This is a genomic window from Actinospica sp., assembly GCF_035552695.1.
Taxonomy (GTDB): Bacteria; Actinomycetota; Actinomycetes; order Streptomycetales; family Catenulisporaceae; genus Actinospica.
The window spans coordinates 1-13,216 of the sequence record NZ_DASZKT010000177.1 but is presented as its reverse complement, the minus strand read 5'-3'; the positions used below and the strand labels follow the sequence as shown (position 1 = coordinate 13,216).

11 protein-coding genes and 1 pseudogene are annotated in these 13,216 nt (G+C 70.6%); 8 read left to right on the top strand and 4 right to left on the bottom strand.

Annotated features, from left to right (window positions below; translation table 11 throughout):
- Positions 1–150: 150 nt before the first annotated feature.
- From gatC to gatB, 4 genes are read left to right on the top strand one after another with little or no spacing between them, the layout of a single operon-like run.
- A complete protein-coding gene (gatC, locus tag VG296_RS20665; protein ID WP_212517967.1) occupies positions 151–459 on the top strand; it encodes an Asp-tRNA(Asn)/Glu-tRNA(Gln) amidotransferase subunit GatC in 309 nt (102 codons plus the stop codon).
- A gap of 5 nt (positions 460–464) precedes the next feature.
- The gene (gatA, locus tag VG296_RS20660; protein ID WP_325568038.1) at positions 465–1,973 is read left to right on the top strand and encodes an Asp-tRNA(Asn)/Glu-tRNA(Gln) amidotransferase subunit GatA; all 1,509 of its coding nucleotides are present in this window, start codon (positions 465–467) and stop codon (positions 1,971–1,973) included.
- Between the two features lie 59 nt (positions 1,974–2,032).
- Complete coding sequence (locus VG296_RS20655; RefSeq protein WP_325568036.1) at positions 2,033–2,320, top strand: hypothetical protein; 288 nt, start codon at positions 2,033–2,035, stop codon at positions 2,318–2,320.
- Between the two features lie 47 nt (positions 2,321–2,367).
- A complete protein-coding gene (gene gatB, locus VG296_RS20650; protein WP_325568035.1) occupies positions 2,368–3,873 on the top strand; it encodes an Asp-tRNA(Asn)/Glu-tRNA(Gln) amidotransferase subunit GatB in 1,506 nt (501 codons plus the stop codon).
- Between the two features lie 79 nt (positions 3,874–3,952).
- Here gatB and VG296_RS20645 read toward each other — a convergent pair whose 3' ends face one another.
- The 4 genes from VG296_RS20645 to VG296_RS20630 are packed head-to-tail and all read right to left on the bottom strand — an operon-like array spanning position 3,953 to position 7,268.
- Positions 3,953–4,900 carry a hypothetical protein gene (locus VG296_RS20645; RefSeq protein ID WP_325568033.1) on the bottom strand — a complete coding sequence of 316 codons (948 nt, stop codon included), beginning with the start codon at positions 4,898–4,900 and terminating at the stop codon, positions 3,953–3,955.
- The gene (locus VG296_RS20640) at positions 4,893–5,669 is read right to left on the bottom strand and encodes a hypothetical protein (RefSeq protein WP_325568031.1); all 777 of its coding nucleotides are present in this window, start codon (positions 5,667–5,669) and stop codon (positions 4,893–4,895) included. The genes VG296_RS20645 and VG296_RS20640 overlap by 8 nt, the downstream gene beginning before the upstream one ends.
- Before the next feature lie 2 nt (positions 5,670–5,671).
- Entirely contained in the window at positions 5,672–6,343 is a 672-nt protein-coding gene (locus VG296_RS20635; RefSeq protein ID WP_325568029.1) for a hypothetical protein, read from the bottom strand.
- 10 nt (positions 6,344–6,353) lie between these two features.
- Positions 6,354–7,268: a hypothetical protein gene (locus VG296_RS20630; protein WP_325568027.1), complete on the bottom strand. Its 915-nt coding sequence runs from the start codon at positions 7,266–7,268 to the stop codon at positions 6,354–6,356.
- Between the two features lie 259 nt (positions 7,269–7,527).
- Between VG296_RS20630 and VG296_RS20625 the strand changes: the two genes are divergently transcribed.
- The 4 genes and pseudogenes from VG296_RS20625 to ilvC form a co-directional block, all read left to right on the top strand.
- Entirely contained in the window at positions 7,528–9,594 is a 2,067-nt protein-coding gene (locus VG296_RS20625) for a sensor domain-containing diguanylate cyclase (protein ID WP_325568025.1), read from the top strand.
- 228 nt (positions 9,595–9,822) lie between these two features.
- Positions 9,823–11,589, top strand: a complete 1,767-nt coding sequence (locus VG296_RS20620; protein ID WP_325568023.1) for an acetolactate synthase large subunit — start codon at positions 9,823–9,825, stop codon at positions 11,587–11,589.
- A gap of 2 nt (positions 11,590–11,591) precedes the next feature.
- Positions 11,592–12,134 carry an acetolactate synthase small subunit gene (gene ilvN, locus VG296_RS20615; RefSeq protein ID WP_325568021.1) on the top strand — a complete coding sequence of 181 codons (543 nt, stop codon included), beginning with the start codon at positions 11,592–11,594 and terminating at the stop codon, positions 12,132–12,134.
- Positions 12,135–12,204: 70 nt separating this feature from the next.
- A pseudogene (gene ilvC, locus VG296_RS20610) lies at positions 12,205–13,212 on the top strand (ketol-acid reductoisomerase); the annotation flags it as partial.
- Between the last annotated feature and the right edge of the window lie 4 nt (positions 13,213–13,216).

Below are 13,216 nucleotides of genomic sequence, written 5' to 3'. Positions count from 1 at the left end.
ACCCTCCACCTCGAAGCACAGCCGAGCGGCCGCTCCGGTTGCACCCGCTTTCAAATCGCGTGCCGGGCGGTCACCTCGGGCAACTAGGATGGAGCACGTCCTAAGTGCGCGCGGGGCCGCTGGCCCGCCCGAGCAGAGAAAGCAGGACCGATGTCCGCGATCACCCGCGAGGAGGTGGCCCACCTCGCCCGGCTGTCCCGGCTGGAGCTGAGCGAGGCCGAACTCGACCACTTCGCCGAGCAGCTCGACGCGATCGTCGGCGCGGTAGCCCGCGTCAGCGAGCTGCCGACCGAGGACGTGCCGCCGACCTCGCACGCGCTGCCGATGACGAACGTCTTCCGGCAGGACGTGGTCCGCCCCGCGGGCACCCCGATCCTCGACCGCGCCGAGGTGCTCGCCCAGGCCCCGGCCGCCGAGGACGACCGCTTCCGGGTTCCGCGCATCCTCGGGGAGGACTGATTCCGATGACCGACCCGACGCTGTACAAGCAGACCGCCGCCGAGACCGCCGCCGCCATCGCCGCGGGCGAGGTCTCCGCCGTCGAGGTCGCCGAGGCGCACCTGGACCGCATCGCCAAGGTGGACGACCGGATCAACGCGTTCCTGCACGTGGACACCGAGGGCGCGCTCGCCGCCGCCCGCGCCGTGGACGCCAAGCGCGCCGCGGGGGAGCGGCTGGGCCCGCTGGCCGGCGTCCCGCTCGCGCTCAAGGACCTGTTCACCACGCACGGCATCCCGACCACCTGCGGCTCGAAGATCCTCGAGGGCTGGCTCCCGCCGTACGACGCGACCGTCACCCGCAGGCTGCGCGAGGCCGACGTCGTCATCCTCGGCAAGTCCAACATGGACGAGTTCGCGATGGGCTCGTCGACCGAGAACTCGGCCTACGGCCCGACCCGCAACCCCTGGGACCTGGACCGGATCCCCGGCGGCTCCGGCGGCGGCTCGGCCGCGGCGCTGGCCAGCTTCCAGGCCCCGCTGGCCATCGGCACCGACACCGGCGGCTCGATCCGGCAGCCCGGCGCCGTCACCGGCACCGTGGGCGTGAAGCCGACGTACGGCGGCGTATCCCGCTTCGGCATGGTCGCCTTCTCCTCTTCGCTCGACCAGGCCGGCCCCTGCGCGCGCACGGTGCTGGACGCCGCCCTGCTGCACGAGGCGATCGCCGGCCACGACCCGCTCGACTCGACCTCGATCAACGCGGCGGTTCCGGCCGTCGTCGAGGCCGCCAAGCTCGGCGCCACGCAGGGCATCAAGGGCATGCGCGTCGGCGTGGTCAGGCAGTTCTCCGGCGAGGGCTACCAGGCGGGCGTGGTGCAGCGCTTCCAGGAGAGCGTGGAGCTGCTGCGCACTCTGGGCGCCGAGGTCGTCGAGATCGACTGCCCGTCCTTCGACTACGCGCTGCCCGCCTACTACCTGATCGCGCCGAGCGAGTGCTCCTCGAACCTGGCCAGGTTCGACGCGATGCGCTACGGCCTGCGCGTGGGCGACGACGGAAACCACAGCGCCGAGGAGGTCACCGCGCTCACCCGCGAGGCCGGCTTCGGCGCCGAGGTCAAGCGGCGCATCATGCTCGGCACGTACGCGCTCAGCTCCGGCTACTACGACGCGTACTACGGCCAGGCGCAGAAGGTGCGGACGCTGATCATCCGCGACTTCGAGGCCGCGTTCACTCAGGTGGACGTCCTGGTCTCGCCGACCACGCCGACCACCGCGTTCAAGATCGGCGAGCGCGTCGACGACCCGATGGCGATGTATCTCGCGGACCTGTGCACCATCCCGACCAACCTGGCCGGCAACGCGGGCATGTCGCTGCCCTGCGGCCTGGCGCCGGAGGACGGCCTCCCGGTCGGCCTGCAGATCCTCGCCCCCGCGATGGCCGACGACCGGCTCTACCGCGTGGGCGCGGCGCTGGAGGCCGCGTTGCTGGAACAGTGGGGTCGTCCGATCCTGGAGTCGGTCCCGGCGCTGTAGCCGGAGCCGGAGTCCGGCAGCCGATCCGCGACCGCGCGCGGAGTGAGGAGTGTGGCGAGATGAGCAAGAAGGAGCGTCCTCCCGTGAAGGTCCCCAAGGGGAAGATCGGCCGCATGGTCTTCGTCGGCGGCCAGGTCGCCGCCGCTCTCGCCGCCGTGCGCGCGGTCAAGGACGCCCGCACCAAGGGTGATCGGCTGGGGGTGCTGCACGGCGTGCTCACCGGCGCCCTCGTCGCGGTCACCGCCGTCGTCGCGCTGCGCACCGTGCGCGAACAGTCCGCCGAGTCCGCGGCCGCCGACGGCGAGCCCGCCGAGCCCAAGGCCCTCACTCCTGATGCCGCGAACTAGCGCGGGCACGGAGATCTGACGAAAGTGTTGAAGGAGCTGAACTTCCTATGAGCACCGCGACCACCGTCGAGCTCATGGACCTCGACGAGGCGCTGGCGCGCTTCGACCCGGTCATGGGGCTCGAGGTGCATGTCGAGCTGGGCACGAGCACGAAGATGTTCTGCTCGTGCCCGACCGAGTTCGGCGCCGAGCCCAATACGCAGGTGTGCCCGACCTGCCTGGGGCTGCCGGGGGCGCTTCCGGTGGTCAACGCCGTCGGGGTGGAGTCGGCGATCCGGATCGGGCTGGCGCTCAACTGCTCGATCGCCGAGTGGTGCCGGTTCGCGCGGAAGAACTACTTCTACCCGGACATGCCGAAGAACTTCCAGACCTCGCAGTACGACGAGCCGATCGCGTACAACGGGTACCTGGACGTCGAGGCGGAGGGGCAGACCTTCCGGATCGACATCGAGCGGGCGCACATGGAGGAGGACACCGGCAAGTCCACCCACGTGGGCGGCGCGACCGGGCGGATCCACGGTGCGGACTACTCGCTGGTGGACTACAACCGAGCCGGGATCCCGCTGATCGAGATCGTGACCAAGCCGATCCACGTCCCGGGGCACCTGGCGCCCGCGGTGGCCCGCGCCTACGTCGCCGAACTCAGGGAACTGATCGTCGCGCTCGGGGTCTCCGAGGCGCGGATGGAGCGCGGCCAGATGCGCTGCGACGTGAACCTCTCGCTCAAGCCGACCGGCACCACGAAGCTCGGCACCCGCTCCGAGACGAAGAACGTCAACTCCCTGCGTTCGGTGGAGCGCGCGGCCCGCTACGAGATCCAGCGGCACGGCGCGGTGCTCGCGTCCGGCGGCAAGATCGTGCAGGAGACGCGGCACTTCCACGAGGAGAACGGCAGCACCAGCTCGGGCCGGATCAAGGAGGAGGCGGAGGACTACCGCTACTTCCCCGAGCCCGACCTGGTTCCGGTCGCCCCGTCGCGCGAGTGGGTCGAGCAGCTGCGCACCACGCTGCCCGAGCTGCCGGGCGCCCGGCGCAAGCGACTCGCGGCGGACTGGGCCATCTCCGACTTCGACATGCAGTCCGTGGTCAACGCCGGTGCGCTGAACGTGATCGAGGCGACCGTCGCCGCGGGCGCGGACCCGGTCTCGGCGCGCAAGTGGTGGCTCGGCGAGCTGGCCCGCACCGCCAACGAGCGCGGCGTGGAGCTGGTCGAGCTGCCGATCACGCCGTCCCACGTCGCGCGCATCGTCGAGCTCGTATCCGCCGGTGATCTCAGCGACAAGCTGGCCCGCCAGGTCATCGAGGGCGTACTCGCGGGCGAGGGCGACCCGGACGCCGTCGTCAGCCGACGCGGCCTGAAGGTGGTCTCCGACGACGGCGCCCTGCTCGCCGCCATCGACGAGGCGATCGCCGCGAACCCGGCCGTGGCCGAGAAGATCCGCGGCGGCAACCCCAAGGCGGCCGGCGTCATCGTCGGCGCGGTCATGAAGGCCACCAGGGGCCAGGCCGACGCGGCGAGGGTGCAGGAACTGACGCTGTCCCGGCTGAGCTGAGGCGTCAGCCACTAGGCACTAGCCACGAGCGGCTGCGGACCCGGTGCTGGGTCCGCGGCCGCTCGTTCGTTGCCGGGAGCTATTGGAGCAGCTCGGCCTGGAGGTCGATCTCCTGCTCGAACGGCGCGACGCCGACCGACACCGGCGCCGTGTACTGGATCAGGAAGGCGATGTCGTACAGCTGGACCTGCCCGTAGTAGGTCGCGGTCGAGCCCTTGACCACGCGCACGTAGGTGGCCGCCGTCGCCTGGTTGATCTCGAGGGTCTCGGCGGTGGCGCCCTGTGCCGAGACGCTGTAGAACGAGTTGAGCGTGCTGTACGCGTCGTCGGTCGCTTCGCCGTCGATGAACTGGAGCAGCCAGATCTTCGTGTCCGCGCCGTCAGGGGTCTTCCACGCGACGCCCGCCGTGTGCCGCCATCCGTCGGTCCGCAGCTGATAGCTCGCCTGCGGATTGTCCAGGATCCCCACCGTCGCGGCGCGCGAGACCCAGCCGGACGCACCCGGCAGCGAGCGGTCGGCCGTCGCGCCCTCGGGCGGCGAGAGAAGCAGCTTCCTGATGTCGGAGACGTGCTGCTGCCCGTGGTTGGCGTCGGTGCCCGGCGCGGCCTGGCCGGGCGCCAGCGTGGGCAGCGTGAGCGGCGCGAATGTGTACCGGCCGTCGCCCGCCGTCTTCAGCCCGGGCAGATCGGTGCGCTGCGGCGCCAGCACGGCGAACGCGCAGCCGGTACCGACCGCGAGCATCGTGACCGCGGCCCCGGCCCACCGCCAGGGGAACTTCCGCCTCGCCTTGACCGGCGGCTCGACCGACTCCCCGACAGGTTCCCCGATCGACTCACCGATCGGCTCCCCGACGGGCTGCTCGGCAGGTTCCCCGGTCGGCTGCTCGGCAGGTTCCCCGATCGGCTCCCCGACCGACTCCTCGGCAGGTTCCTCGATCGGCTGCTCGGCCGGTTCCTCGGCAGCCTCGCCGATCGGCTCGCCGACTTCGAGGATCTCGCTTTCGCTCTTCCTCTCGATCTCACTCATTCTGGTCCCCCTGGTCCGGCGAGGTCGCCGTCAACGTCTGGTTCGACTTCAGCCGGTCCAACTGCTGCGCGACCATCCGCACCGTCGTGTTCTGATCCAGCGGCACCGCGCCCTCCGCCTGCACCATGACCTCCACGTCGCCGTACGAGGCGATGCAGACCATGGAGTCGAGCGTGTCGCTGCCCAGACCCGGCGGCAGCACGCAGCTGGCCGACGGGTATCCGGGCACTGACGCACCCTGCCGCCAACCCAGGCCGTCCACCAGCACGCTCAGCGACTTCTGGTCCGCGCTCGCCAGCTTCGGGTCCAGCTGCAGCAGTTGGACATCGAGCTGCAGCGCGTCGTCCGAGCTCAGCATCGATCGCACGGCGATGCCCTGCAGATGCAGGTCGGCGAGGGTGCTCTCGGTGCTGCCCAGATCCGACTTCGGCACGTCGAGCAGCGAGTTCTGCAGCTCCTTGTTGATCTGCGCGGCGCCGACGTAGTCGTTGTTCCCGACCAGGCCCACGTCCGGACCGAGCGACCAGCCGTCGGGCGTCGGCAGCAGGTACGCGAACAGCGAGCCGTAGTGCGAGCCGTCCGAACGGGCCCCGGAGTGCACCGGCGTACGCAGCTTGACGAGCTGTGCCGCGTCGGCCGCCTGGATCGCGGAGACCTCCCGCGCCCGGTTCGCGTCGCGGTTGTGGACCACGTACGCGCCCGCGCCGGCGCCGATCGCGACGGACGCCAGCGCGCCCGCGACAGCGAGGAGCGGCTTTCGTGTCGCCATGATCACAGCCTCCCCATCTGCTGAGTCATCAGATTGTCGATCAGCGACGTGTTCGGCACGGTGGTCGGCGAGGTCACCCAGAACTTGACCATGAGGTCGCCGTGCACGGCCCACGAGGTGTCGTCGTTGTCGCCGTACTTGTCGCGGAACTCGTATCCGGACCCGTTGATCCCGGACGGGATCGTGAACCCGCCCGTGTTGGAGTTTCCGTCCTGCGCCCACTGACGCGCGGTCCCCGAGGAACCCGCGGCGAAGCGGAAGATGCGGACCTCCATGTAGTAGCCGTTCTGGTCCCAGCTGGTGTCGGCGATGGCTTCCACGCCTTGGCTGAAGTCGTCGTGGAAGCAGGACACCGCGTTGGCGCACAGGTCGGAGTCCTGCTCGACGTCGATCGACTGGTCCTGCCAGGTCGACGGGTCGGCGTGCGCGCCGGCGGGCACCGGCAGCAGCAGCTTCGTCAGGTCGCCGTCGGTCAACGCCGCGTCGTCCTGCGCGGCCGGGAGCATCGCGGGCGCAATGCCCTGATACACGCCGGACGGCGCGTACCTCGGCTGCGTCCGGGTGAGCGGCGGCAGCGGCGTGGCCGGGCGGGCCGCCTGGATCGCGTAGCCGGTGCCGACGCCGCCGAGCACGCCGATCACGGCCGCGGCCCCGAAAAGTCTGGTGGTGCGCATGGTTCCCCCCTCAGCCCTTCGCCAGCCGCGAGTGCTCGGCGCTGATCAGCCGGCCGAGGACGGGCGCCGGGATCAGCTGCGTGCCGTAGGCCTGGATCTCGTAGAACGTGTCGCCCTCGCGGTAGAGGCCGACCAGCCGGTAGCCGCCGTCCTTCGCGTAGCTCCAGCCCTTGGCCCCGGAGACTCCGGGCACTGAGATGCTCGCGAAGCTCGCGCCGCTCAGGCCGAAGCTGTCCAGCCACTGCGCGGCGTCGGACGAGGAGTCGAACCGGATCAGCAGGATCGAGACGTTCGCGCCGATCGTCGTGTCCTGGTAGATCCGATCGCACGCCTCCTTGAAGCCCGCCTGCTGGAGGATCGAGCGCTGGCTCGAGTCGCCGTCGTACGAGGCGATCGTCTCGTCGAGCGTGTCCGAGTTGCCGTCCGGGTTGCCCTGCACCGAGCTCGGGCCCTGCGGCGGCGGGAGCAGGAAGTAGCGCAGGTCTCCGCTGTGCACTCCGTTGCTCACCGAGCCGGTCACGGTGGACTTCGGCGTCGGAGCCACGGTGGTGGTGGACGCGACGGCGCCGGCGGAGGCCGAAGCGCTCGCCTTCGTGCTCGCGTTCGTGCTCGTATTCGCGCTCGCCGGGACCGAGGTCGACGGCGCCGGAGCCGCGTACGCCGACGCGTCGACCGCGGTCACGTCCACCGGCGCGGGCGACTTGCCGGCGATGACGCCGAACGCGGTCCCCGCCGCCAGAACGACGTAGCCGAGACCGAGTGCGACGGCCCACGCGGTGCGTCGTCCGGACCGCTTGCCGACGGATGTCGGAATCTCGTTCGACGCCTCCGGCGACGCCGCGACGACCGCCGGTATGCCGTCGATCGCCGGATCGGCGAAGGATTGCGCGCCCCCGTCCGCCGGGTCCGGTTGTTGCTCGGACACGGGTTCCCCTCCCTCTATCGGTGATGTACGCCCTCGACTTTCCTGAGGGCCAGCTATATGTACACCCGCTCAGCTCCCTTTTGTCACATGGTTTAGACAACGATTGGATCACCGGGGGCCGTGCCGCGCGGCCGTCGCCCCCGCTTCGCTCCATACTTCGCCGCAGTCACTCACAAGGCCCCCTCCGGCGTGGCCATTTCCGCGCTACGCCTGCGGATCCTCACCGGGGGCGTCCGACCTATCGCGTAGAGTGACGGCCGTGCCAGTCATCCAGATCCGCCGCCGCGCGGCGCGCAGCCGGCTGCGGCCCGCGGCCCGCGCGGCGCTCGCCGTCGGGGCGGCCCTCGCCGCCACCGGGATCTTCGTGCTGGGCGCGATAGTCCACTGGGGAGCCGGGGACGGGGCGCACGCCAGCCACACGGTCTCCGACGTGATGGGCGACTTCGGGCTCGCGGCCGCCGCCGTGCTGGCCGCCGCGTCCAGCCTTCGCAGGGCCCTGCAACTGCGGGGCCGGTGGCGCGCCTCCTGGCTGCTGTTCGCCGGATCCGCGCTGGTGGCCGGGTTCGGCAACGCGGTCTGGGGCTGGTACGAGCTCGTGCTGCGCGAGTCGCCGCCCTTCCCGTCCATGGCGGACTGGGCCTTCCTCTGCTTCGCGCCCTTCGCCATAGCGGGCATGCTCATCCACCAGCGCGGGCTCGGCGGGCCGCTGGCCTGGATCCGGCTCTGCTTCGACGGGTTGCTGATCGGCGGGGCGCTGTTCACCGCGGGCTGGGGGATCGCGCTGTCCCGGGACGCCTTCAGCGACGGGCACTCCCCGGTCAAGGTGGCCTTCGAGCTCGCCTATCCGGTCTTCGACATCATGCTCGTCAGCCTCGTGCTCTCGCTGCGCACGAAGGGCCGCGGCCGGGACGGCGCCTCGATGGCCATGCTCGTGGCCGGATACACCGTCATCGTGGTCTTCGACGCGCTCTGGACGGTCCCGGACATCCGCGAGCACTACTCCTCCGGCGAACTGATGGACGCGGGCTGGTTCTTCGGCTACCTTCTGCTCGCCATCGCGCCCTGGACCTCGGCCTGGATCGGGCAGGCGGTCCGCCCGGACATCCAGCGGGCCTGGCGGATCAGCCTGGACGCCGGGGTCAAGCGCGCGCTCGACGTCGTCGGCATAGGGTTCCCCTATCTCGCCGGATCCACCTGCCTGGCCGCGATCCTGGCCGACGGGCTGCGCGGCTCGCACCACATCCACCCGGTGCCGCTGTGCACGGCGTGCGGCGTGCTGGCCGCGCTCGCCGCCCGGCAGGCCGTCACCATCGTGGAGAACTACCGCCTCACCAAGCAGTTGACACTGCGGGAGAACCATTTCCGCTCGCTCGTGCAGGGCGCCAGCGAGGTCATCATGACCCTGGAGCGCCCGGGCCGCCTCGGCTACATCTCACCCGCGGTGCGCGGCGTGCTCGGCTACGAACCGCAGCAGCTGATCGGCAGTTCGCTCTACGACCTGATCCACATCGAGGACCGGCGGCACGTGATCAGCACCGTGGACGGCTTCCTCGCCGGGGTCTCGCCCGCCGCCCTCGTCGAGTGCCGGGTCCGCGCCTCCCGCGCGCTGCCGCTGCCGACCGCGGGCGACGGCGCGCAGTCGATCTGGCGGCACGCCGAGGCCACGGTCACCCGGCACTACGGCGGCCTCGTGTTCACCATCCGGGACATCAGCGACCGGGTCGCGCTGCGGAACCAGTTGGCGCACAACGCGTACCACGACGCGCTCACCGGCCTGCCGAACCGCGCGCTGTTCACCGAGCGGCTCGAACAGGCCGTCAGCCAGCGTTCCGCCGCCGAGCACCCGCCGGCCGTCATCTTCCTGGACCTGGACTGGTTCAAGGAGGTCAACGACGCGCAGGGGCACGCGGCGGGCGACGCGCTGCTCGTCGAGGCGGCCGCCCGGCTGCGCACCGCGGTACGCACCGGGGACACCGTCGCGCGCTTCGGCGGGGACGAGTTCGCCGCGCTGGTGCACGGGGATCGGGACGGCAAGGCCGCGCCCGAGGTGGCCGACCGGCTGCACGCCGCGCTCACCCGGCCGTATGAACTCGCCTCCGGCCGCTTCGTCGTCGGGGCCTCGGTCGGCGTCGCGTACTGGCGGCCGGGAACCAGCGCCGCGCACCTGCTCCGGCAGGCCGACCTGGCGATGTACGAGGCCAAGAACGAGGGCAAGGGCCGCGTCGTGGTGCGCGAACGGGTCGGCACGCTGCTGCCAGGACTGCCCACCGTACCCAGGGTGAGAACCGCCCGTCCGCATGCCGAGACGCCCGGCGGGGAAACTTGACGTGATGGGGCGTACCGAGAGTACTGTTCGAGCCATGCAGATCCCCTCCGCGCGCAAGCGCGAGCTCGTACTCGGCCAGCGCGCCGGCTGAAGCCCTCCAGGGCCAAACGCCAGCGCGCTTCCCTCGGTTGCCCCTTCGGGCCCGAGGGTTTTTTGTTGCGCCGCAGTGGCGTAGAACGCGTTGTTGAGCCGGGCCGCCCGCCCGGAACCAAACCGAGAGAAGTCACCATGACGGAGCAGGGCAACAGCCACCGCGCGACGATGCTGACCGGAGCCCAGGCCCTCATCCGCGCCCTCGAGGAGCTCGGCGTGGACACCGTGTTCGGGATCCCGGGCGGCGCCATCCTTCCGGCCTACGACCCGATGCTCGACTCGAAGAAGCTGCACCACATCCTGGTGCGCCACGAGCAGGGCGCCGGGCACGCGGCGACCGGGTACGCGCAGGCCACCGGCAAGGTCGGCGTGTGCATCGCCACCTCGGGCCCGGGCGCGACCAACCTGGTCACCCCGATCGCCGACGCGTACATGGACTCGGTGCCGATGGTCGCCATCACCGGCCAGGTCGCCAGCGCCCAGATCGGCACCGACGGCTTCCAGGAGGCCGACATCTGCGGCATCACGATGCCGATCACCAAGCACAACTTCCTGGTGACCAGGACCGGGGACATCCCGCGCGCGGTCGCCGAGGCCTTCCACATCGCCGCCACCGGGCGTCCCGGCCCGGTCGTGGTGGACATCCCGAAGGACGTGCTGCAGTCCAGCGCGCCCTTCCACTGGCCGGTCGAGCTGAACCTGCCGGGCTACCGGCCGGTCTCCAAGCCGCACGGCAAGCAGATCCGCGAGGCCGCGCGGCTGATCACCCAGTCCAAGCGGCCGGTGCTCTACGTCGGCGGCGGCGTGCTGAAGGCCCGGGCCACCGAGGAGCTGCTGCAGCTGGCGGAGCTGACCGGCGCCCCCGTCGTCACCACCCTGATGGCCCGCGGCGCCTTCCCGGACAGCCACAAGCAGCACCTCGGCATGCCCGGCATGCACGGCTCGGTGGCCGCGGTGACCGCGCTGCAGAAGTCGGACCTGATCGTCGCGCTCGGCGCCCGCTTCGACGACCGGGTCACCGGCAAGCTCTCCTCCTTCGCCCCCGAGGCCAAGGTCGTGCACGCCGACATCGACCCGGCCGAGATCTCCAAGAACCGCATCGCCGACGTGCCGATCGTGGGCGACTGCCGCGAGGTGCTGACCGAACTGGCCGCGGCCGTGCGCGGCGAGCAGGCCGCCGGCCGCAAGGGCGACTACACCGCCTGGTGGGAGGCCCTGGACGACTGGCGCACCCGCTACCCGCTTGGCTACGAGACCGTGCCCGGCGAACTGGCCCCGCAGTACGTGATCGAGCGGATCGGCAAGATCGCCGGCCCGGACGCGATCTACACCACCGGCGTGGGCCAGCACCAGATGTGGGCCGCGCAGTTCATCTCCTACGAGAAGCCGTACACCTTCCTCAACTCCGGCGGCGCCGGGACGATGGGCTACGGCGTGCCCGCCGCGATGGGCGCGAAGGCCGGCCGGCCCGAGGCGACGGTCTGGTGCATCGACGGCGACGGCTGCTTCCAGATGACCAATCAGGAGCTGGCCACCTGCGCGCTGAACAACATCCCGATCAAGATCGCGGTGATCAACAACGGCGCGCTCGGCATGGTCCGGCAGTGGCAGACGCTGTTCTACAACCAGCGCTACTCCAACACGGACCTGCAGTCGCGGCGGATCCCGGACTTCGTGAAGCTCGCCGAGGCCTATGGTTGTGTCGGGCTGCGCTGCGAGAGCCCGGACCAGGTGGACGCGGTGATCGAGAAGGCCATGGCGATCAACGACGCACCGGTGGTCATCGACTTCGTGGTGCACGAGGACGCGATGGTCTGGCCGATGGTCCCGGCCGGGCTGTCCAACGACGAGATCCTGGCCGCGCGCGGCCAGCGGCCGGACTTCGACGAAGAAGGCGAGTGAAGATGTCCACCATCGCTCCGAGCCAGACGCACACGCTGTCGGTGCTCGTCGAGAACCGTCCCGGTGTGCTCGCGCGGGTCTCCGCGCTGTTCTCCCGGCGCGGCTTCAACATCGAGTCGCTCGCCGTCGGGCCGACCGAGCACAAGGAGATCTCCCGGATCACCCTCGTGGTCAACGTCGAGGACCACCCGCTCGAACAGGTCACCAAGCAGCTCAACAAGCTGGTCAACGTGCTGAAGATCGTGGAGCTGGAACCCGCCTCCTGCGTCCGGCGCGAACTGATCCTGGTCAAGGTGCGGGCCGACGCGAACGAGCGGCAGCACGTGCTGGCCACCCTCGAGCCCTTCGGCGCGCGGGTGGTGGACGTCGCCGTGGACAGCCTGGTGATCGAGGCGACCGGCGAGACGGCCAAGCTGGAGGCGCTGCTGCGGGTGCTCGAGCCCTTCGGCATCAAGGAACTGGTGCAGTCGGGCCTGCTGGCCGTCGGCCGCGGCTCGCGCTCCATCACCGACCGTTCGCTGCGCAGCGTCGAGCGCGCCGCCTGACCACGGTCAACGCGCGCCCGTCAGATCGCGCCCGTCAGATGCAGTAGTTCACACACGAGAAGGAACACGGAAAATCATGGCAGTAGAGATGTTCTACGACGACGACGCCGACCTCTCGGTCATCCAGGGCCGCAAGGTCGCCGTCCTCGGCTACGGCTCCCAGGGGCACGCGCACGCCCTGAGCCTGCGCGACTCGGGCGTGGACGTGCGGGTGGGCCTGAAGGCGGACTCGAAGTCGCGGGCCAAGGCCGAGGAGCAGGGCCTGCGCGTGGTCACCCCGTTCGAGGCCTGCGCCGAGGCCGACGTGATCATGATCCTGGTCCCGGACCCGGTGCAGCGCGCGGTGTACGAGGAGGCCGTGGCGCCGAACCTGAAGGACGGCGACGCGATCTTCTTCGGCCACGCGCTGAACATCCACTTCGAGCTGATCAAGCCGCCGGCGAACATCGACGTCGCGATGGTCGCGCCGAAGGGCCCCGGCCACCTGGTGCGCCGTCAGTTCGCCGACGGCTTCGGCGTGCCCTGCCTGATCGCGGTGGCGCAGGACTCCACCGGCAAGGGCCAGGAGCTGGCGCTGTCCTACGCCAAGGGCATCGGCGGCACCCGGGCCGGCGTCATCAAGACCACCTTCAAGGACGAGGTCGAGACCGACCTGTTCGGCGAGCAGGTCGTGCTCTGCGGCGGCGTCGAGGAGCTGGTCAAGGCCGGCTTCGAGACGCTGACCGAGGCGGGCTACGAGCCGGAGATCGCCTACTTCGAGTGCCTGCACGAGCTCAAGCTCATCGTGGACCTGATCTACGAGGGCGGCCTGACCAAGATGAACTGGTCGGTCTCCGAGACCGCCGAGTGGGGCGGCTACAGGAGCGGTCCGCGCATCATCACGCCGCAGACCAAGGCGGAGATGAAGAAGATCCTCTCCGAGATCCAGTCAGGACAGTTCGTGCGCGAGTGGATCGCCGAGTACGACGGCGGCCTGCAGGAGTACAAGAAGCTCTACGACGCCACCACCAACCACCCGATCGAGCAGGTCGGCAAGCAGTTGCGCGGCCTGATGTCCTGGGTCGACTCGGAGGCCTGATCCG

Coding starts and splice junctions, on each gene's coding strand:
- gatC (WP_212517967.1), top strand. CDS start 151: ATGTCCGCGATCACCCGCGAGGAGGTGGCCCACCTCGCCCGGCTGTCC.
- gatA (WP_325568038.1), top strand. CDS start 465: ATGACCGACCCGACGCTGTACAAGCAGACCGCCGCCGAGACCGCCGCC.
- VG296_RS20655 (WP_325568036.1), top strand. CDS start 2,033: ATGAGCAAGAAGGAGCGTCCTCCCGTGAAGGTCCCCAAGGGGAAGATC.
- gatB (WP_325568035.1), top strand. CDS start 2,368: ATGAGCACCGCGACCACCGTCGAGCTCATGGACCTCGACGAGGCGCTG.
- VG296_RS20645 (WP_325568033.1), bottom strand. CDS start 4,900: ATGAGTGAGATCGAGAGGAAGAGCGAAAGCGAGATCCTCGAAGTCGGC.
- VG296_RS20640 (WP_325568031.1), bottom strand. CDS start 5,669: ATGGCGACACGAAAGCCGCTCCTCGCTGTCGCGGGCGCGCTGGCGTCC.
- VG296_RS20635 (WP_325568029.1), bottom strand. CDS start 6,343: ATGCGCACCACCAGACTTTTCGGGGCCGCGGCCGTGATCGGCGTGCTC.
- VG296_RS20620 (WP_325568023.1), top strand. CDS start 9,823: ATGACGGAGCAGGGCAACAGCCACCGCGCGACGATGCTGACCGGAGCC.
- ilvN (WP_325568021.1), top strand. CDS start 11,592: ATGTCCACCATCGCTCCGAGCCAGACGCACACGCTGTCGGTGCTCGTC.